Source organism: Vibrio rhizosphaerae (assembly GCF_024347095.1).
Lineage (GTDB): Bacteria > Pseudomonadota > Gammaproteobacteria > Enterobacterales > Vibrionaceae > Vibrio > Vibrio rhizosphaerae.
Map to the genome: position 1 here is coordinate 2,529,509 of NZ_AP024903.1, position 18,470 is coordinate 2,547,978.

22 protein-coding genes and 1 tRNA gene are annotated in these 18,470 nt (G+C 44.0%); 8 read left to right on the top strand and 15 right to left on the bottom strand.

Translation table 11 applies throughout. The annotated features are described in order from the left end of the window. Positions 1-12: 12 nt before the first annotated feature. The 8 genes from flgG to OCV37_RS11010 form a co-directional block, all read right to left on the bottom strand. Positions 13-801, bottom strand: a complete 789-nt coding sequence (gene flgG / locus OCV37_RS10975) for a flagellar basal-body rod protein FlgG (RefSeq protein WP_038183595.1) — start codon at positions 799-801, stop codon at positions 13-15. Positions 802-820: 19 nt separating this feature from the next. Beyond that, positions 821-1,570: a flagellar basal body rod protein FlgF gene (locus OCV37_RS10980; RefSeq protein ID WP_038183594.1), complete on the bottom strand. Its 750-nt coding sequence runs from the start codon at positions 1,568-1,570 to the stop codon at positions 821-823. A gap of 184 nt (positions 1,571-1,754) precedes the next feature. Then, entirely contained in the window at positions 1,755-3,059 is a 1,305-nt protein-coding gene (gene flgE, locus OCV37_RS10985; RefSeq protein WP_038183593.1) for a flagellar hook protein FlgE, read from the bottom strand. Between the two features lie 27 nt (positions 3,060-3,086). Further along, positions 3,087-3,797 (bottom strand): flagellar hook assembly protein FlgD, encoded by a 711-nt coding sequence (gene flgD / locus OCV37_RS10990; protein WP_038183592.1) that lies wholly within the window; start codon positions 3,795-3,797, stop codon positions 3,087-3,089. Between the two features lie 17 nt (positions 3,798-3,814). Continuing rightward, positions 3,815-4,231 (bottom strand): flagellar basal body rod protein FlgC, encoded by a 417-nt coding sequence (flgC, locus tag OCV37_RS10995; RefSeq protein ID WP_038183591.1) that lies wholly within the window; start codon positions 4,229-4,231, stop codon positions 3,815-3,817. A gap of 4 nt (positions 4,232-4,235) precedes the next feature. After that, positions 4,236-4,631 (bottom strand): flagellar basal body rod protein FlgB, encoded by a 396-nt coding sequence (gene flgB / locus OCV37_RS11000; protein WP_038183588.1) that lies wholly within the window; start codon positions 4,629-4,631, stop codon positions 4,236-4,238. A 219-nt stretch (positions 4,632-4,850) separates the two neighbouring features. Then, positions 4,851-5,678 carry a CheR family methyltransferase gene (locus tag OCV37_RS11005; RefSeq protein WP_038183586.1) on the bottom strand — a complete coding sequence of 276 codons (828 nt, stop codon included), beginning with the start codon at positions 5,676-5,678 and terminating at the stop codon, positions 4,851-4,853. Then, positions 5,675-6,628: a chemotaxis protein CheV gene (locus OCV37_RS11010; RefSeq protein WP_038183583.1), complete on the bottom strand. Its 954-nt coding sequence runs from the start codon at positions 6,626-6,628 to the stop codon at positions 5,675-5,677. The genes OCV37_RS11005 and OCV37_RS11010 overlap by 4 nt, the downstream gene beginning before the upstream one ends. Positions 6,629-6,712: 84 nt before the next feature. Between OCV37_RS11010 and flgA the strand changes: the two genes are divergently transcribed. From flgA to OCV37_RS11025, 3 genes are all read left to right on the top strand, one after another. Then, a complete protein-coding gene (gene flgA, locus OCV37_RS11015; RefSeq protein ID WP_051680709.1) occupies positions 6,713-7,456 on the top strand; it encodes a flagellar basal body P-ring formation chaperone FlgA in 744 nt (247 codons plus the stop codon). Positions 7,457-7,575: 119 nt separating this feature from the next. After that, a complete protein-coding gene (gene flgM / locus OCV37_RS11020; protein WP_038183577.1) occupies positions 7,576-7,890 on the top strand; it encodes a flagellar biosynthesis anti-sigma factor FlgM in 315 nt (104 codons plus the stop codon). Positions 7,891-7,952: 62 nt separating this feature from the next. Next, entirely contained in the window at positions 7,953-8,378 is a 426-nt protein-coding gene (locus OCV37_RS11025) for a flagella synthesis protein FlgN (protein ID WP_038183574.1), read from the top strand. 135 nt (positions 8,379-8,513) lie between these two features. Here OCV37_RS11025 and flgP read toward each other — a convergent pair whose 3' ends face one another. Both flgP and OCV37_RS11035 read right to left on the bottom strand, forming a co-directional pair. Further along, on the bottom strand, positions 8,514-8,945 hold the full coding sequence (gene flgP, locus OCV37_RS11030; protein ID WP_038183571.1) for a flagellar assembly lipoprotein FlgP: 432 nt from the start codon (positions 8,943-8,945) through the stop codon (positions 8,514-8,516). Positions 8,946-8,954: 9 nt separating this feature from the next. Further along, positions 8,955-9,590: a FlgO family outer membrane protein gene (locus tag OCV37_RS11035; RefSeq protein ID WP_038183568.1), complete on the bottom strand. Its 636-nt coding sequence runs from the start codon at positions 9,588-9,590 to the stop codon at positions 8,955-8,957. 172 nt (positions 9,591-9,762) lie between these two features. Here OCV37_RS11035 and OCV37_RS11040 point away from each other — a divergent pair, with 172 nt between their 5' ends. Further along, positions 9,763-10,902 carry a flagellar assembly protein FlgT gene (locus OCV37_RS11040; RefSeq protein ID WP_038183566.1) on the top strand — a complete coding sequence of 380 codons (1,140 nt, stop codon included), beginning with the start codon at positions 9,763-9,765 and terminating at the stop codon, positions 10,900-10,902. Positions 10,903-10,987: 85 nt separating this feature from the next. Beyond that, a tRNA-Arg gene (locus OCV37_RS11045) sits at positions 10,988-11,063 on the top strand. A 13-nt stretch (positions 11,064-11,076) separates the two neighbouring features. On the opposite strand, the gene OCV37_RS11050 is transcribed toward OCV37_RS11045, so the two are convergent. Both OCV37_RS11050 and ompW read right to left on the bottom strand, forming a co-directional pair. Next, on the bottom strand, positions 11,077-11,673 hold the full coding sequence (locus OCV37_RS11050) for a class I SAM-dependent methyltransferase (RefSeq protein ID WP_038183563.1): 597 nt from the start codon (positions 11,671-11,673) through the stop codon (positions 11,077-11,079). 151 nt (positions 11,674-11,824) lie between these two features. Continuing rightward, entirely contained in the window at positions 11,825-12,469 is a 645-nt protein-coding gene (gene ompW / locus OCV37_RS11055) for an outer membrane protein OmpW (RefSeq protein ID WP_038183561.1), read from the bottom strand. A 301-nt stretch (positions 12,470-12,770) separates the two neighbouring features. Here ompW and OCV37_RS11060 point away from each other — a divergent pair, with 301 nt between their 5' ends. Further along, positions 12,771-13,199 carry an Hsp20/alpha crystallin family protein gene (locus tag OCV37_RS11060; protein ID WP_261888088.1) on the top strand — a complete coding sequence of 143 codons (429 nt, stop codon included), beginning with the start codon at positions 12,771-12,773 and terminating at the stop codon, positions 13,197-13,199. 70 nt (positions 13,200-13,269) lie between these two features. On the opposite strand, the gene OCV37_RS11065 is transcribed toward OCV37_RS11060, so the two are convergent. Next, the gene (locus OCV37_RS11065; RefSeq protein ID WP_038183555.1) at positions 13,270-14,181 is read right to left on the bottom strand and encodes a DMT family transporter; all 912 of its coding nucleotides are present in this window, start codon (positions 14,179-14,181) and stop codon (positions 13,270-13,272) included. A gap of 111 nt (positions 14,182-14,292) precedes the next feature. Between OCV37_RS11065 and OCV37_RS11070 the strand changes: the two genes are divergently transcribed. After that, positions 14,293-14,805 (top strand): MarR family winged helix-turn-helix transcriptional regulator, encoded by a 513-nt coding sequence (locus OCV37_RS11070; protein WP_038183552.1) that lies wholly within the window; start codon positions 14,293-14,295, stop codon positions 14,803-14,805. Between the two features lie 309 nt (positions 14,806-15,114). Further along, positions 15,115-15,621, top strand: a complete 507-nt coding sequence (locus tag OCV37_RS11075) for a hypothetical protein (RefSeq protein ID WP_038183548.1) — start codon at positions 15,115-15,117, stop codon at positions 15,619-15,621. 148 nt (positions 15,622-15,769) lie between these two features. Here OCV37_RS11075 and OCV37_RS11080 read toward each other — a convergent pair whose 3' ends face one another. Further along, positions 15,770-16,780: an OmpA family protein gene (locus OCV37_RS11080; RefSeq protein WP_038183545.1), complete on the bottom strand. Its 1,011-nt coding sequence runs from the start codon at positions 16,778-16,780 to the stop codon at positions 15,770-15,772. 255 nt (positions 16,781-17,035) lie between these two features. After that, entirely contained in the window at positions 17,036-18,463 is a 1,428-nt protein-coding gene (gene gltX, locus OCV37_RS11085; protein ID WP_038183542.1) for a glutamate--tRNA ligase, read from the bottom strand. Positions 18,464-18,470: the final 7 nt, after the last annotated feature.

The window sequence follows — 18,470 nt, forward strand, 5'->3', positions numbered from 1 at the left end:
ATATAATCCGGATTAGAGCTGCTGATTCACGTAGCTCATCATCTTATCTACCGCAGAAATGACTTTGGAGTTCATCTCATACACACGCTGCGCTTCGATCAGATTGACCAATTCTTCCGTAACATTCACATTGGAGCTTTCCAGCATCGACTGGCGAATATTGCCCAAACCATCTAGCCCGGGAACCCCTTCTTGTGGATCTCCACTGGCACCGGTAGGTAAGTATAAGTTCTGGCCGACAGGTTCCAGACCACCGGGGTTGATGAAATCAACCGTGGTGATCTGCCCAATAACTTGGTTATTCTGCTGGCCGCGGATTCGGACCGAGACCTGACCATCGTTGCCGACCGTAACTGAAACGGCATCTTGCGGCACCACAATCTCAGGTTGTAACGGATATCCGGCACCGGATGTCACAATAGTTCCTTCCGCATTTAAGGTAAACTGACCGTTGCGTGAATACCCCATGTTGCCGTCAGGCATCATAATCTGAAAGAACCCGTCGCCTTCAATCATCATATCCATACTGTTATTGGTCGTTTGCACATTACCGTTGGTATGAACTTTCTGCGTGGCGACAACTTTTGAGCCGGCACCAAGCATTAACCCGCTCGGTAACTCGGTATTCTGCGAAGATTGACCACCAGGCTGGTTGATATTCTGATAGAAAAGATCTTCAAACACCGCCCGGCTTTTCTTAAAGCCGACGGTGGAGGCGTTCGCAAGGTTGTTCGAAATCGTCGCAATATTGGTCTGCTGCGCATCTAAACCTGTTTTACTTACCCATAGAGCTGGATGCATGTTCTTCTCCTCTCACTCATTAACCGGTGCGCAACAGAGAATTGGACGCTTTATCCATTTCTTCTGCTGTACTCATCATTTTGACTTGCATTTCAAACTGACGCTGGAGATCAATGAGATTGGTCATTTCGCCAACAGCATTGACATTGCTGCCTTCCAAAGCGCCCGTCAGTAATGTCACACTCGCATCCGCATTCAATACCGTATTCGGCGTCTTGGCGCGAAACAGGCCCACCGAATCTTTGTATAACGTTCGATTATCAGGGCGGACTAATTTAATTCGTCCGACAATTTCCTGAGCGTCAGCCGGTGCTCCCTGAGGGATAACGGACACGGTGCCATCTTTACCGATCTCAATTTTACTCAGTGGAATGGGTAAGGTAATCGGTGCATCATTGTCACCCAGAACCAAATGGCCACTACCACTGGTCAGTAAACCATTGGGGCTGATTTGGAAATTCCCGTTGCGGGTCAGACCTTCGGTGCCAGTATCATCCAGCACTGAAATCCATCCATCACCCTGAATGGTGACATCCAAATCTCTGCCCGTTGTCATGACGCTGCCTTGAGCAAAATTATTTCCCGGACGTTCCGTCATACTGAATACACGGGTGGGTAACCCATCACCATAGCTCTGCATGGAGCGAGCCTGAGCCAGATCAGCCCGAAAGCCCGTCGTGCTTACATTGGCTAAGTTGTTCGCTCTGAGCTGCATTTCCTGCATATTCTGCTTTGCGCCACTCATTGCCAGAAACAATGCACGGTCCATAATTTACTCCTATCATCGTCATACGACAGATATAAAGCAATTGGTGTGCCAAATAAAAATAATTATATAAATCAAATGTTTAGATTTAAAAATGAGAACGACGAGGAGGATTTTGCCGCAAAATTGCCGGAGGGAGGAAAAGATCAGACCGACATTGCCGTCGGTCTGAATGAAACATCGTTTATTAACGAATTTGTAGAATTGTCTGTTGAGTCTGATTATGTACTTCCAATGCACGAGAGTTTGCCTGGAAGTTACGTTGTGCAGAAATCAAATCAACTAACTCTTGGGTCATATCAATATTGGATTGCTCTAATGTACCGCTGTTAATCGTACCAAAGGAGCCTTTATTGGATTCACCCCAGATTTTATCACCGGAAGCGTTGGTCGAATCCCATTGGGTTCCGCCTTTTTTATCCAGTCCTTGTTCATTCGGTACCCGGACTAACGCAACACGACCTAAAGTCACATTCTCACCGTTTGAGTATGTGCCAAGAATGCTGCCTTCTTCATTAACATCGACTTTGGTCAAAAACCCAGTCGTCGCGCCATCTTCATCAAACTTCGTCAACTCAAATGGTGCCGCAAACTGCGTTGAAGAATCCAGACCGAATGAAAGCACCTGATTAATATCCGCACCATTGAGGTTAATTGGATTGGCTCCGGCACCTAACGGTTCAGAAACAACATTTTGTCCGTTGTTGATACTCGCCAACGTTCCGTCATTGTTAAATTTCAGCGTGTGACCAACATGCCCGGTCGGTGTCGCAGCATCACCACCAACGATATTGATTGGCTTTTCCCCGGCAGAATCAGTCATCGTATAGTAAACCTGCCAGGTGTTCGGCTGGGTCTGATCCTTGAGGTAATATGTGGTCATCTTATAAGCCTGACCCATCGAGTCATAGATAGTCGATGAGGTCGAACGGTTATAGGTTTCCGGGTCCTCAAAATCGAACAACGCCGGATCTTTCAGGTCACCATTTGCCGGCAAGTTAACACCGACATCAATATTGGAGGTCTGCTTCGGTTTACCGAACTCAGCCGGAATATTGATTGGGGACGACTCATAAGACAATACATCCCCCGTATCCGGATTGACGTTATATCCGAGCAGGTATTCGTCATTCGAGGTGACTAAATAATTATCATGGTTAATGTGAAAAGCACCGTTACGTGTCAGTTCATTCTGTTGCGGTACCAGACGGTCTTTGGCGACGGCAAAAAAACCGGTGCCGGAAATCCGTAAATCCATGGGGTTGTTGGTATAAATACTCGACCCTTCATGAAACTGTTGGGCAACTTTGTTTACCTGCACCCCTTTCCCCGGGGTTGTTTTCGCATTGGTAAACAATGAATTTGAATAAACATCACCAAATTCTGCACGCGATTCTTTAAAACCATAGGTATTCGCGTTGGCAATATTGTTACTGGTGGTATTGAGGTCAAGTTGAGCGGCCGACAGACCACTTAATGATACATATGACATCCTGAATTCTCCTATCTAGCTAGCGTCTTACGCTTTGCCTACTTCCAGTACCTCAGCAAGTCGAACTGGCGAATCAAAGCCAGCCAGATTGAGTAGTACGTTACCATCACCTTTGCCAAGAAGAACGCTGTTGACGTTTGCATAAGTTGAAACATCAAATTCTTTGCTCTTTCCGTCGACGAGACCTGAAGCTTTCACTTTATATTTGCCCCCCGGTAAAGGGTTGCCGTTTTGGTCTTTGCCGTCCCATTCAATCCGGTTATCACCCGCAGGTTTTGCACCGACATCAAATGTTCTTACCAACTGCCCGGCAGTATCTTCAATCCGGACCAGTAAATTATCGACAGATGCGGGAAGCTTCACCATCGCCGCCATATTGCCCTGATCCTTCTTCACCCCACTGGCTCCGGGAACAAGTACATCCCGGCCCACTAAGGAAGAAGCCTGCAGCGCTTGATTCGATGTCATCGAAGAATTCAGACTCTCAAACTGAGAATTCATCTTGCCGATACCATCAACCGTCGCAAATGATGCCATTTGAGCAATCATCTGATCATTACTGACTGGCTTAAACGGATCTTGCTGTGCCAGCTGTTTGGTGAGCAGTGACAAAAAGTCTTCCTGTTTCAGGTCCTGTTTACCAGTGACCTCATCAGGTTTCTTCTGCTCTTGAAGTTTCTTGAGTTGATCGATATAGGACAAGTTGCCATTTTGACCAACATTATCTATTCCGGCCATATGTTATCTCCTATACCTCACTGACCCATCTGCAATGTTCTGAGCAACATCTGCTTGCTCGCTTCAGCCAGTTGAACATTGGTTTCATATGCTCGTGAAGCTGAAATCATATTTGCCATTTCTTCCATCACATTCACATTCGGCTTATAAATATAACCATCTGCATTTGCCAGAGGATGGTCAGGATTATATTCCGCAACTAATGGTTTATTACTTTCCAAAACCCCTAAGACCTTCACCGGTACGGTATAGTCATCTTTCGATTTCGCCCGGTTTAACTCCGCGGCAAAAATCGGATGACGTGCCTTATAAGTATCTTTCGCAGAACTACTCACACTATCAGCATTCGCCAAATTACTTGAGGTTGTATTTAGACGAACAGACTCAGCGCTCATCGCAGAACCTGTCACATTGAATACGTTAAATAGACTCATCTAATTACTCCCCTTTAATTGCTTTGGTCATTCCTTTGAACTTTCCGCCAAGAAAGTCAAGGGAAGCCTGATGACGAAGCTGATTTTGCATAAAAAGATTTCGCTCTAAATCGACATCGACCGTGTTGCCGTCACCGGTATCAGGTTGTGTCGGGATGCGGTAAAGCTCTTCCCCTATCACTGACATGGAGGCAGGAATATGCCGTCCATTGGTACGGGCCAGACTAATACTTGCCCCCGAACTTGCCGCTTGTAGTGCTTTGTCAAAATCTAAAGCTTTAGCCTTATATCCCGGCGTATTCGCTTGTGCGATGTTGCTGGAAATCATCTCTGCATTACGTTCACGGACACCGACAGTGTACTGGTGAATACCTAACGCCTTATCAAATGAGATTGCCATATACGCCTCTTCATGGATATATTGATTGCCACACCATAAACATTAGCAATTTATGTACCAACTTGAACTTTTATTGCCTATCCGAAGATAGACATGGTGAACATATCATCACTTTGCTTCTCATGAATATAGGCAAATTTCAGACCAATGTTATGACGATAGAAAAGAAAAACCCGGCCATGTCATCATGCCGGGTTTAGAAAGGAGAGTAAAAGATGTTCATTTAAGCTTATAGATAATACCGGGATTACAACGTACCATCTCAAAACGGTCCGTCAGTCCGGTCAACGATTCTGAAGCCCCCAACAGCAAATATCCATTCGGATTTAAGCAATTCGCCATTTGATTGAGAACTTTCGACTTCATATCTGCTGAGAAATAAATTAAAACATTCCGACAGAAAATAATGTCAAACTTACCCAACATCGCATAACTTTCCATTAAATTCTGAGGCTTAAAACTCACCAAACGTTTTACATTATCTTTGATCTTCATTCTGCCATCTCCGGCATCTTCAAAGAAATTACGGCGGCGTTCAGGCGATAAACCACGTCCCAGTGCGAGACTATCGTAACTACCGATACGACAAATATCTAACATCGTTGAGGAGATATCAGTCGCAGTAATCGAACAATTCGTTAACAATCCCGGTTTTTTCTGCTGTGTTTCTAGAATCGTCATCGCAATCGAATAAGGTTCCTGACCGGAAGAACTCGCCGCAGACCAAATTTTAATCGGCCGACGATTGGCTGCCAATTCAGGTAGCAAACGTTCTGACAGGACTGTAAAAGGGTAACTATCACGAAACCATAAGGTTTCATTCGTTGTCATGGCATCGACAGCAGCAATTCTGAGGTCTCGACTGACACCTCTCACTACTTCTTTCAGTAATGTCGATAGGGAGTCCATCTTATATTTGGTAACTAACGGACTAAGACGGCTCCGAACCAGATATTGCTTACTATCCCCAAGTACAATCCCGCATTGAGACTCTAAAAAGCGGCAAAAATCTTTATATTCTTGTTCGCTGATCGTTATTGCAGTCATTCACTTCTCTTTAGCTCAGTGTCAACCAATGCAGCTTTTACCGCATTACCAAGTTCATCAGGATTAAACTTCGCGATGAATGTATTCGCGCCCACTCTTTCTACCATAGCCTGATTAAATACACCACTTAATGATGAATGGAGAATAACATAAAGATCTTTCAGTTTCGGATTACGACGAATTTCAGCAGTCAGCGTATATCCATCCATCTCCGGCATTTCAATATCAGAAATAACCAATGAAATATGATTAAATATATTGTCGGTATCAGAAAGCTCAACTAATTTTTCATAAGCTTCCTTACCATCTTTGACGGCTATAACTTCAAATCCAATTGATTCGACTGCACGCTGTACTTGTTTACGGGCGACGGTTGAGTCATCAGCAATCAGGATACGCCGAACAATCTCATGCTCTGTACTTTGCTCAGCTTGAGCAATTTCTTCGGCAATGCTTGAATTCATCGTTTCATCAATCGGAGCGATTTCGGCTAAGATTTTCTCAACGTCAATAATTTCAACCAGTTCGTTCTCTATATTGGTGACGGCGGTCAGATAGTTAGCTTTCCCGGCCCCTTCAGGCGGTGGTAAAATCTCTTCCCAACGCATGTTAACAATCCGTTCAACCGAAGCGACGAGAAACGCTTGAATGGTCCGGTTAAACTCAGCGATAACCACAAAACTTTTCTCGACCTCAGTCGTTGGCCGGCCACCAATCGCTAAACTTAAGTCAATCACAGAAACGGTTTGTCCACGAATGTGAGCAACCCCTTTCACTAAACGATGCAGATTCGGCATTGCTGTCAGCTTAGGACACTGCAATACCTCTTTTACTTTAAATACATTAATGCCGTAACGCTGGCGCCCATTCAACCGAAATGTCAACAATTCTAAGCGGTTCTGCCCAACGAGTTGCGTACGCTGATTCACAGAATCAAGAATACCCGTCATAACCCCATCTCCATCTCTCAAACTTTTTCTGTAAAAAAGTGATAGTCTACAACAAGCGATGAATAAATTAAGGGAACCAGAATCATGTCTAAGAAACTGTGCTTATCCCCTCTGCCTTTTACTAAGTGTAGAGCTTTCTTTAAACTTTTTTATAGCATTATCGTCATTTTATCTGTTTTCTTTAATATTTCGACTCAGGCAGCAACTCAAAAACAACTTGATCATATTAGAGAAACTGCAGAGCAGTACGCGACCACTGTTATTGAGCATCCAACAGGCGGGAAAATTGTTGCCACAGCGGCACCTCTTGATAATCGGATACAAGCATCCGATTGTCCAACTGGATTAAAGGCTTTTTCCTCATCAAGAAATGGTTCTGCAAGCCATATCACTGTTCTTGTCGAATGTCCGACAGATAATTGGCGGATTTATGTGCCCGTTCAGTTGGATATTACCGTTCCTGCCGTACTCGCTGCCGCCCCGCTAAATCGAGGACAAATCATTACTCAACAAGATGTTACTTTGGGTATGGTAGATCTGCTTCGCTTCCGACAGCAAGGATTTTCGTCAATTGATCAAGTGATCGGTGCTAAAGTTAAAAGAAACATTCCACCAAACAATATCATTAATGACCGAGATATCTGTATCGTCTGCCGCAATGAAACCGTAACAATAAAAGCGCTTAAAAATGGGCTGTCTATTATTACGCAAGGGACGGCGCTGTCAGACGGCGACTTAGGGGAACAAATTCGGGTTAAAAATGATAAATCCAACCGAATCATTGATGCACAGGTGTCTGGCATTGGTGAAGTGACCGTCCGGTTTTAACATTTCTAGTCATAGCGCATAAAAAAACATCATTTTTGGCAAAGAAAATGCTAAAGTAAGGAATAGGTCTGTCGATATTGACGGTACAGATGTTTAACTTTTGATAAAAAGGCTCAATTATGGCAAGCATTGATAATGTGCGTTCTGGCCAGTCTCTGACAAATACGAGTCGGAATTCGACCCGTACAGAGCACAATACATCAAGCTCAGAGAAAGTAAATCACCCTTCAGATAAGAAAGATGCTGTATCTCTGAGTTCACAAAGTAAAGCAATGGGTGAAATTCATAGCAAACTTGCATCAAGCCCCGCTTTTGATAGCGCAAAAGTCGAGGCCATTAAAGAAGCAATCGCGAATGGTTCTTATCGTGTTGATGCTGACAAACTCGCAGACAACATGATTAAATTCGAAAAAGAGCTGGATGGTCTGCAATAACTGATCGATTGTTATCGCTCGACAGAACAGACATCTACGCCAGGAAATCAGGTAATTAAGTCATGGCAGCACTACAAGACCTACTTGAGTTTCAGTTGAAAAATGCTCAGTCTCTCTCTGAACTTTTAGAACAGGAGAAAGTGGTCATTACGCAGCGGAATTCATCGCAAATTGAAGCCATTGCCAAACAGAAAATTACTTTGATTAATCAGCTCAACGACACTGACCGACGAATTGAATCCCACCCTCATGTAACGAGCCTGCAAGAGGATGAGACCTGCAAAAGTCTGGTCGAACAAATTAAGTCTGTTATTTGGGATTGCCAACAGGCAAATAATATTAATGGCGAAGCGCTCAATCGGGCTCAAATGAGTTTCCATAAACTGAATAATCTGATGCAACAGAGTCAGGGCAAAATGGGCATGACTTATACCGCTGAAGGGCAAACGCGTTCCATCTCTACTTTGGGCACAAATATCAAGGCTTAATCACTGCTCCTCATTCATCTGTTTTCCCCATGTTCTCACGAATTAAATATAAAAAAAGCGGCAAATATTGCCGCTTTTTTTATATTCTGGAGAGAAAATGCTTGCCGCTAATGGCAATAAAATATCAGTCACGACTTAAAATAAGGTCTGCTGCCGCTTTTCGGGAACCTGTTGCACTTCACCATAATCCCTTAGTTTTTCCATCTTCTCGACGTTCAAACGCAGCTCTGTTACGTAGCTGTCCCCGACTTTATAACTTCTTACAACTTCAGCTCCCCGAATGACCCCGTCAACAGCACCGGATGTCGCTTCCGTTCCAAGTCGTTGATCCATAAGCTCCGCTCGCCCACTTACCCGCATACCATAAACCTGCTCGGCCAGCTCACGATAAGCATCGATTTTAGACGCCCGCATCGCTCGAACTTGCTTCTCTTCTACATTGCGACCTTTTTGTTCACTAATCGAAGCATAGCCGACAGCCGTCAGCCACTCTTGTTTATTCATCGTTTGCAACGGCTGACATCCAACCAATAATACGAACACCGCGCTCATTAACCAAACTTTCATCAGCAACTCCTAAGGACGCAGAATAACAGTGTAAGGCTGAGTCATCGTTGGATCAGAACGAATCAACACACCGTCTTCCGTCCGGACCGCATTCAATGTATCCAAATCCCGGCCAATTCGATCCGCAGGCAAGAACCCTTGCGCAGTCGCAACCACCACACGAGATTGCATCCCAACCACTCGGGCATTAACCAGCACACCACCTTCCTGACGCAACATGGTTCCGGTCAACACATATTGAATTTCCTGCTGTTGGGCCAGATCTTTCCAGTCCCGACTAAATGCAAAATCCCCTTGATGAGTGACCTGAATAGAACCCGTGGTTTTAAAATCAACAACTTGGAATCCTCGTTGTTGCAACTGATGAATAAATCCTTCAGTCACTGAATTCCCTAACCAGTTCGTCGTATCCATATTTTGCAAATCGACGAATGAAGTCACTGCAATCGGTGTTCTTGCCGTGACACTGGTATTCGACTTCATTAAATCTTCAGTCATACTCTCAACAAAAAAATCTAAAGTGTGACGAGGACTTTCTAATAACATAAACTGGGAGCCTTTATAGGGCTCTTTACCATTATATATCGGGGCATAGGCACACGCTGTTAAAAATAACGCTGGCACTAACGATAGCCATTTTTTCATTTTCCGCTCTCCAGATAGCTCGGTCATTCAAGCGTCCAGTTTTTGACGCAAAAGTGGAACACTCTTTGCTTTTCTCTTTGCTATTCATCATCAAGAAAAGCATTGCCGATAACTGCTCTTATCACCGTTATCAGAATAACAAGCAAATTTTATACCTGATTGGTAGGTAAATATGAAAAATGTAGGAAACATCCTCTTATCACTTTTTTTGTTCATCTTCGGTACAGTGCCGGCAATGGCGTCATGGTATGAAGTCACCGGCAGTGCAGCGGTTGTTTCATCGGAATCTCAGGCAAGATTGTATGCCCTTGAAGATGCCGTATATAAAGCCATCAGTTTTTCCGGAGCAGATATTGGTAGCATCAGTAACCTCTACCCATTACTGGATGCTCAGCGTACTGAATTTCAGTTCACCAATCATGAAGTCCGTTACATCTTGGTCGAAGACCAAACGGTCAAAAACAATGTGGCCTATGTCAAAGTCCGGATCGATATTTATCCATCCGCATCAGGTTGTCAGGTGGAACAATATAAGAAAACCGTCTTAGTGAGTAATATCACGCTTAATTCACCACAACAGGCGGTTATGGGACAAATCTACCAGATTGGCGATGATTTTGCCCAAGTATTAAGTAAACAGTTGGATAAGGAATCTCATAGTTTTATCTCGGTCGGCACAACCGATTATGAGATTGATAAAAATTATCCGGCTCGACTCAAAATGATCGCTGAAGATCATAATGCCCAATACATTATTACCGGCAATATTACCGATCTCACAGCAACAATCGCTGCGGACTCATCGGGCGATGAAGTGGTTAATCGTCAATTTGCTATGGACTTGAATGTCTTTGATGGCGAAACCGGTAACTCGATTATCAATCGAAATTATCGTGAAATCGCCCGTTGGCCGTTTCCGAGAACCAGTCAGGTCGATACGAAAAGTGCTCGTTTCTGGGCTTCAACCTATGGTGAAATGCTACTTCGTCTCAGCCGCCATGTGATGTTGGATCTAGAATCAGAGTTGTCGTGCAAAATCACCCTGCCGGAAGTCATCTCCAGATCAGAGCGGATTGTCATGATGAATTTAGGCAGAATTCACGGGGTACGGAAAGGAGATAAACTGCAACTATGGCATACCGGTTCATTTATTGATCAAAGAGGATTAGCACGTAATAAAGTCACTCAAAGCGATATCACGCTAACCGTCGAACGCGTCTATGACACAGAAGCGGAGCTGTCAGTTGATCAGGCCGAATTAGCAGATAGCATCCAAATTGGCGATGTAATGCACAAACAGCTCATCAAATAAAATCAGGGCTTAACTTATCTCAGTTAAATCAGTACTATATGGAAATATTGCTGGATAGTTTTCAGGCTGTCCAGCAAGCACCGATGTCCCCTTAGTTCAGTTGGATAGAACAAGGACCTCCTAAGTCTTAGACGTGAGTTCAAATCTCGCAGGGGACGCCATATCGGCCCGTTCCTATGGTGTATGCTTCATGATCGCCTGAACAACATGACTTCTACCGCGGTGCATTACCCCTTCATAGATCTCCCGCTCTTTTTCTTCAATATACCAAGGGGACAACGTCGGAAGTTCTTGCATCAAAACCTGCCGGGATAACATCATCTCAACTTCTGGAGGGCCTCCCGTTCTATATTTCAGCTGTTCCGGCGTATACCCTTCAACCAGATAAATCCCATTTGTTTTGAGGCTGCTCGGAAGCGACTGGTGTAATTTTTGCCGCACAACCGGCGGAAGATGGCAAAAGACCGCCACAATCGCTTGCCACTGAGCCATCCCTAAATCAAATTCATCCAGATCAGCCTGAATAAAATTCACCGCAACATGATTCTCGGCAGCAAACCGCCGGGCCTTTTCAATCGCCACGGCAGATAAGTCGACAGCCGTTACGTCATAACCACATTTGGCCAGATAGACGGAATTCCGCCCTTCACCATCAGCCAGACATAAAACAGGTCCTAACGGCAGGTATTGATGTTGCACGCTTTCGCGCAGGAAATCATTTGGCTCTTTACCATAGATATATGTATCGACCTGATATCGGTCATCCCACATATTATTGCCTCATCCATTAAATTAGAACATTCTAATTTAAATAAAACCAGATGTCATTTCAAGAACAAATCGATTTCCTGCCTCATTTAACCGAGCAGTAAAAAAGGCAGCTTGATAAGCTGCCTTGGTTACAGATATAACGTTGAAATGTCTAAAACTTATAACCGCCAGAAATCATGACAATGACTGGGTCAATATGCACTTCAGTAGATTGAGCTGCGCCTTTATACTTATAGGTCGCTGTCGAATCAATATCAGCATACCAAACTGAAGCATTGACAAACCAATTGTCGTTAATCATATAGTCAACACCGGCATTCACCGCCAATCCCCAAGAATCATCCAAACTCAGATCACTCAAACCAGCAGCCGCGCCAGCACCATTGATTTTTTCATCAAAGAAGGTGGTGTAATTGATACCGGCACCGACATAAGGACGGATCTTTGAATCAGACTGACCAAAGTAGTATTCAAGCATGAATGTTGGTGGTAGATGTTTTGTTTCACCAATATCACCTAAATTAGACAGTGGTGTGGAGATATCATGAGAGAACGGTGTCGCAGCCAGCACTTCAAAACTGATATTATCCGTAATCATGTAGCCTAGCGTTAAACCCAGCTGCGTATTCGAATTGACTTCCAACTCTTCCTGACTGCCTAAAATTTTATCACTGCTATCATTTGGGATTACCGATGCAATCCCTGCACGCACAATAAAATCCCCTTCTTGATGGGCAAGCGCACCAGCAGAAACGAAGGCGGTCATGATGGCTAATCCACAAAGTGTTTTTTTCATTATTTTTTTCCTTGTCATTGGGCTAAAAGACTCTACTGGCGCGCACAGTAGCACATAATAACCACACTGTTTTGATGGAAATCAATTTGTAAAATTTATAAACAAAAATCACATCATTATGATAAAAAAATCACATTTTTGGTGAAACATCATGTTACAAAAATAAGCAAAACCCATTGATAGCTGCTGCAAAAATACCACTCACAAACTGATTTAAATCAATTTTCATACATATTTTCATTTAATTTTCAGAACGAGATCTACACTTATAGAGAGTTTAAGGATGGCAAACAGGAGGATTATGATGAGCTTAATTCCACGTGACTCATGGTCTGATTTCTATCATTTGTTTGATCATGCTTTCCCGTCGATTCGGCCAAGTTTCAACATCGAATCTTTTTCTCCACGGGTTGACGTACTGGATAAAGAAACTGCATTTGAAATTATCGCGGATTTACCCGGAGTCGAAAAAGATAATATTTCGGTAAGCTGTCAACATGGCACTTTGACTATCGAAGCATCGACCTTAAAAGATGAACAGAAAACCGAAGGGGATAAAGTCATTCATAGAGAGCGCTATCAAGGAAAAATGGTACGTAGCTTTACTTTAGGTGACAATATCAACGCGAAAGACATTTATGCAGAGTATCAAGATGGTGTACTGGTTGTCGTCGTGCCGAAAATAGAAATGAAGCCAGACGAAACACCTCAGCACATTAAAATTAACTGATCTCAAACAGTTCCAGCGACTAAAAAAGCGGTGTCTCTCACCGCTTTTTCTGTTGTATGCCCCATCATATTTACTTTTCAGAAAGTGGCTGAAGAGGATGCTTCGATGTACGGCGATACTTCAGATAGCTTTTAACGAACTGGGGTAATAAAGACATCACAATCATACCGATCATGAGACCATATTGTATGGGTGTATAAGATTCGCCCACTAACATCAAACCACACAGAATCCCTGCGACAGGATTGGCAACCCCGGCAAAAGTAAACTCAACGACAGAAAGCTGTTTCAGAGTCCAGACACAGAGGGAGTATGCTACTGCGGTATTCAGAATACACAGCCAAAACAGTCCTAACAGATTCTTTCCTGACAGGTGCTGCCATGCATTGATATAAGCTGTCGGGTCATAGCTCAAATGAACCAATGCAATCAATAACAATGCAAGACCGCCAAGGATCAGTTGCCAAGTCAGTACACACCACCATGCCAATTTCTGACTCAACATCTGCGTTAGTGTGCTTCCGCAAATCAGGCATAAGATGCCAATTAACATTGCGGACAATCCGAGTAAACTCAGATGCATACGGCTGGGGTCAAATAGTAACGCAGCAAATCCAAACAGAGCCAACCCAGAAATGATTTGAATGACAGAAGGACGCTGTTTCATCACTATCCATTGGATCAGCATGGCAAAAACAGGCACCGACATCATCCCGACACTGGATATGGCCGAAGGTAAAGTCAGTGCCATAACAAATATACAGCAGAAAAATATAGCAATATTGACCAAACCGGTCGTCAGCACCATCCTCCACGTCCCTTTATCAGGAAAAGTAGGCTTAATCGCAAACAAGATTATACCTGCCGGTAAAGCTCGTAATGCTCCGAGTAGTAATGGGGGCCATCCCGGTAATGTTGCCTGAGTGACCGCATAAGTTGTGCCCCACAAAAAGGTTGCAACCATCGCTAAGATTATATTCATATAAAGTATCTTTACGTTGAGATTTTCCTGATCATAAAAAAGTAATTTGTCTTTGTAAAGAATCTTGATGTTAAGATATTATAATTCTCTCTTCAGTATGATGTATATGATATGGATATTATCGATAGAATCGTCAGTCAATGGGCGACCGAAAAACCTGAATTAAATACACTGCCAATGAGTGTCTTTGGCCGGATACTGCATCTGACCAAACATTTAGAGCAGGAAATAGCCAGTGTTCATAAACGATATGATCTCAAAATGGGAGAGTTTGACGTGCTGGCGACACTACTCCGCTCTGGCGCCCCTTATCAGTTGACTCCATCAGCATTAATCAGCACGGCGATGCTGACCTCAGGTGCGATGACAAACCGGCTCGATAAGCTGGAACAAAAAAACCTCATTACCCGGATTCATAGCCACGTTGATCGTCGGAGTATCACTGTACAATTGACCGAACAAGGCTACCAACTCATCAATCAGGCACTGGCAGAACATGTCCAGACTCAGGAGCGATTAATCAGCGCCTTAAACCAAACGGAACAAGCACAACTCTCTGCCTTGCTCAAATCCTGGCTATCGTCGTTTCAGCCAAATTCCCCGACAGACAATGATGTCGAATAAAAAGATGTATCGGTGTTACTTTTCTTGCAATAAAAATTGAATGGATTTCTCGAATATTGTCACTATTGTTGTGTGTTATCTCAAACTAGCTCAAAATGCGCAGAAGCGCTGAATTGTATGACTTAGCTTAGTCTGAATCGAATTCTGATCTGGATAAAAGAATGAATTCAGGATTGAGGCACGCTGATCATAACAGCCATGAGCGGTATTCTCTGTCTTTTTACTCATGACTGAAGTGAACGGAACCACTTCACCTTAATGGTGATTTGATCTACTATTGTTAATAATAAAAATATAGATAACAAACGGATGAAGAAGAGTAATCTTGAAACCAATACTGGCCATCGCTTTATTTCTAAAGCGAAAACAGCTTACAAGATCCATATACATACGCCAGATGATAACGTTTTACACCGCTCTGTTGGTTTCATTCGTATTGGTGAAAAGAAAGGGCTCAAAAAAGCGATCTTGCTTCGTAATGAACTTGGCCGCCAAATGTGGGGAAAACACTGGCGAATGCTCCTCAAAGATCCTTACCTGATGACTCGGTTACCCCATAGCCTTGAACCTAAAATTATCTATAAGCCCCGCCCCACAAAAGACAACCCCAGTTATCGGGATGCTTGCTACATTGCAGCCTGGCGAACTTATGATGCTCAAGGGAAATGCCACTTCAAGAGCGTCGTCTGTTCAATCAATAAGCATGGTAAGCTGGCCGCATACACGAAAACCAAAAAGGCACTTCTCGATGCGCACAAAGATTATCTCGATATTCTAATTTTTATGGGTCGGTTAAATAGCATCGATCTGAAGTAGTCAGCATACGTCCTCTGCCTTTCATCCTCTCTGTATTGCCAATACGTCTTATTGCCCAGCCCAAATAAGAACGCTGTAATATGCGTGCTTTAAGCGCTCATATTACAGCGTGAAACAAAGGGAGTTACCTTCGATCGTAACAATTTACTTATTCTTTAATGACAACCTGATAAGTAAATGTCGGAACTTCAACTTCAACCCGGCGGTTTTTCGCCCGACCTTCTTTGGTATCATTGGATGCTACAGGATGAGATTCTCCCAAACCACGGACGGAGATGCGATCCGCATCAATCCCCTGAGAGACAAGCTGATCAGCAACAGCCTGCGCTCTTTTCAACGAAAGTGATTGGTTATATTCATTTGAACCGGTTGAATCTGTATATCCGGTTACCACTGCAGTGGCTTGAGAATGACGAGACATCAATTCAACGACATCCTGCAGATCAGCAATGCCCTGTTTGCTCAGTTTGGCACTATTTAATGCAAAACTACTTTCACTACTCAAACTCTTTTTCACGGTTTTAATCACCGGTTCTGCCGGAGCCGGTTCAGGTGCAGGTGCTTCCTCAACAACGGCTGGTTCCTCAACAACCGGTTCAACAGCAGCAGGCCGAGGCTGGCTTGCAACAACAGGCGTAGACGCAGAGCGACCAAAACGATAAGTAATTCCCAGTGTTGCCATATTTCCTTCAGCACGGACGATATCATTATTGATATCGGTGAGTGTCTGATACTCCAGCCGCACGGCTACATTGTCATTTGCATTCAGCTCAAGGCCGGCAGCTGCGAGATAGGACCAATCATTTTTAGGGCCATAATCAACATAAGCACCACCAACTTTTGCATACAGATTCAGATTGTTGTAAAGCGGTAAATCAAACTTCGGGGCAATCGTCATCGCGTTAACATGGTCATCGTTCATACCAGCGCCGGAGAATTTGCCTAAGTGATCATATCCCGCCTCAAGCGCAACATGCTCCCAAGCCTGATATCCAAGAAAAGCGCCAACGGCCGAGGAATCATCATCACAAACATCCGTCGGGCGGCATGAATCATCCAACCAAGACTTACCCACTTTACCACCGACATATACCTCGGCATGAACCACTGCAGAGACCATCAATGATGTTGCCGATATTGCCATTATCATTTTATTCATGCTTCTATTCCTTTTTTACTGTAAATGCCCAGATTCGCTTTAGCACCGAACACATAAAATCAGTATTACTCTATTGCATCTCTGTAAAAAATAAGGGAAGGGGGTGTTAAATTACTGTCACCTTTGACCAAGTCTCCGACATGACAACAGATGCATCGGCACCGGTTCAGAACAAGGCAACCAGTCAGATTCAGAATAAAAAAAAGCCGCAACACACGCTGCGGCTTCTCACTTACGTCAAGTTCTTATATGGCATTAGCCAGCATTTGCTTCACGCTGTTCAATAAATTCGATAGCCATCTGAATCCGCTGCATGACACGCGCTTTACCAATTAACTGCATGGTTGCATCAACCGATGGAGACTGTCCTCCGCCAGTGACCGCGACACGTAACGGCATACCGACTTTACCCATGCCGAGCCCAAGCGTCTCACAGACATCAGTAATCACCTGATGAAGGTTCTCTGTAGTCCACTCTTCCAGTGCTGTTATTTTTTCCAAAGCCAGTACAAGCGGCTCTTTGGCAACCGGACGCAAATGTTTTTTCGCAGCGGCATCATCAAACGCATCAAAATCTTCATAGAAATAACGCGCCTGCTGTGCCAGTTCAACCAAGGTCTGCACCCGGTCAGCCAGAAGTTGGATCACTTCCGTAACCGCAGGGCCATTATCCGGATTGATTCCCTGATGATCCAAATGCCATTGCAGATGTCCGGCAACGTATTCAGGATCTGAGTGCTTGATATAGTGATGGTTTAACCACAATAATTTATCCGTATTAAACGCAGAAGCAGATTTGCTAATTGCGTTCAGACTGAAATGCTCAATCATTTCATCACGGGAGAAGATTTCCTGATCACCATGAGACCAGCCAAGACGTACCAGATAATTGTTCAGCGCTTCCGGCAGGTAGCCGTCATCACGATATTGCATGACTGAAACTGCACCATGACGTTTCGAAAGTTTGGCACCGTCATCACCGAGGATCATTGCACAATGGGCAAATGTTGGTACTGTCGCTCCCAGAGCTTCATAAATATTAATTTGACGCGCCGTATTGTTAATATGATCTTCTCCCCGGACAACATGGGTGATGCCCATATCCCAGTCATCCACCACCACACAGAAATTATAAGTCGGAGAGCCGTCTGTCCGGCGGATGATCAAATCATCGAGTTGATCATTACGAATTTCGATCCGTCCACGAATTTGATCGTCAAAAACAACACTGCCTTCTTTCGGATTACGGAAACGAACCACATAAGCATCGCCATCTTTTGCCGCATCATTTACCGCTTTGATCTTCGGATGGTTGGCATCGTAACGTGGATTCTCCTTGTTCGCTTCCTGCTCAGCACGGACTTCATCCAACAATGCTTTGGATGCATAGCACTTATATGCTTTCCCGGCAGCCAGCAACTGATCGACAACTTCATCATACCGCGCGAAGCGTTTCGTCTGATAATAAGGACCTTCATCCCAATCCAACCCTAACCAGCTCATCCCTTCTAAGATGGCATCAACCGCTTCCTGCGTTGAACGCTCTAAATCGGTATCTTCAATTCGTAATACAAATTCCCCACCCTGATTTTTTGCATAGAGCCAGGAATAAAGTGCCGTCCGGGCACCACCAACATGAAGAAACCCTGTAGGGCTTGGAGCAAAACGCGTTTTAACCGTCATGAGATTT

Excerpts from the sequence above, each read along its gene's own strand:
- flgG (WP_038183595.1), bottom strand. The coding sequence starts at position 801 with ATGCATCCAGCTCTATGGGTAAGTAAAACAGGTTTAGATGCGCAGCAG.
- OCV37_RS10980 (WP_038183594.1), bottom strand. The coding sequence starts at position 1,570 with ATGGACCGTGCATTGTTTCTGGCAATGAGTGGCGCAAAGCAGAATATG.
- flgE (WP_038183593.1), bottom strand. The coding sequence starts at position 3,059 with ATGTCATATGTATCATTAAGTGGTCTGTCGGCCGCTCAACTTGACCTC.
- flgD (WP_038183592.1), bottom strand. The coding sequence starts at position 3,797 with ATGGCCGGAATAGATAATGTTGGTCAAAATGGCAACTTGTCCTATATC.
- flgC (WP_038183591.1), bottom strand. The coding sequence starts at position 4,231 with ATGAGTCTATTTAACGTATTCAATGTGACAGGTTCTGCGATGAGCGCT.
- flgB (WP_038183588.1), bottom strand. The coding sequence starts at position 4,631 with ATGGCAATCTCATTTGATAAGGCGTTAGGTATTCACCAGTACACTGTC.
- OCV37_RS11005 (WP_038183586.1), bottom strand. The coding sequence starts at position 5,678 with ATGACTGCAATAACGATCAGCGAACAAGAATATAAAGATTTTTGCCGC.
- OCV37_RS11010 (WP_038183583.1), bottom strand. The coding sequence starts at position 6,628 with ATGACGGGTATTCTTGATTCTGTGAATCAGCGTACGCAACTCGTTGGG.
- flgA (WP_051680709.1), top strand. The coding sequence starts at position 6,713 with ATGTCTAAGAAACTGTGCTTATCCCCTCTGCCTTTTACTAAGTGTAGA.
- flgM (WP_038183577.1), top strand. The coding sequence starts at position 7,576 with ATGGCAAGCATTGATAATGTGCGTTCTGGCCAGTCTCTGACAAATACG.
- OCV37_RS11025 (WP_038183574.1), top strand. The coding sequence starts at position 7,953 with ATGGCAGCACTACAAGACCTACTTGAGTTTCAGTTGAAAAATGCTCAG.
- flgP (WP_038183571.1), bottom strand. The coding sequence starts at position 8,945 with ATGAAAGTTTGGTTAATGAGCGCGGTGTTCGTATTATTGGTTGGATGT.
- OCV37_RS11035 (WP_038183568.1), bottom strand. The coding sequence starts at position 9,590 with ATGAAAAAATGGCTATCGTTAGTGCCAGCGTTATTTTTAACAGCGTGT.
- OCV37_RS11040 (WP_038183566.1), top strand. The coding sequence starts at position 9,763 with ATGAAAAATGTAGGAAACATCCTCTTATCACTTTTTTTGTTCATCTTC.
- OCV37_RS11050 (WP_038183563.1), bottom strand. The coding sequence starts at position 11,673 with ATGTGGGATGACCGATATCAGGTCGATACATATATCTATGGTAAAGAG.
- ompW (WP_038183561.1), bottom strand. The coding sequence starts at position 12,469 with ATGAAAAAAACACTTTGTGGATTAGCCATCATGACCGCCTTCGTTTCT.
- OCV37_RS11060 (WP_261888088.1), top strand. The coding sequence starts at position 12,771 with ATGATGAGCTTAATTCCACGTGACTCATGGTCTGATTTCTATCATTTG.
- OCV37_RS11065 (WP_038183555.1), bottom strand. The coding sequence starts at position 14,181 with ATGAATATAATCTTAGCGATGGTTGCAACCTTTTTGTGGGGCACAACT.
- OCV37_RS11070 (WP_038183552.1), top strand. The coding sequence starts at position 14,293 with ATGGATATTATCGATAGAATCGTCAGTCAATGGGCGACCGAAAAACCT.
- OCV37_RS11075 (WP_038183548.1), top strand. The coding sequence starts at position 15,115 with ATGAAGAAGAGTAATCTTGAAACCAATACTGGCCATCGCTTTATTTCT.
- OCV37_RS11080 (WP_038183545.1), bottom strand. The coding sequence starts at position 16,780 with ATGAATAAAATGATAATGGCAATATCGGCAACATCATTGATGGTCTCT.
- gltX (WP_038183542.1), bottom strand. The coding sequence starts at position 18,463 with ATGACGGTTAAAACGCGTTTTGCTCCAAGCCCTACAGGGTTTCTTCAT.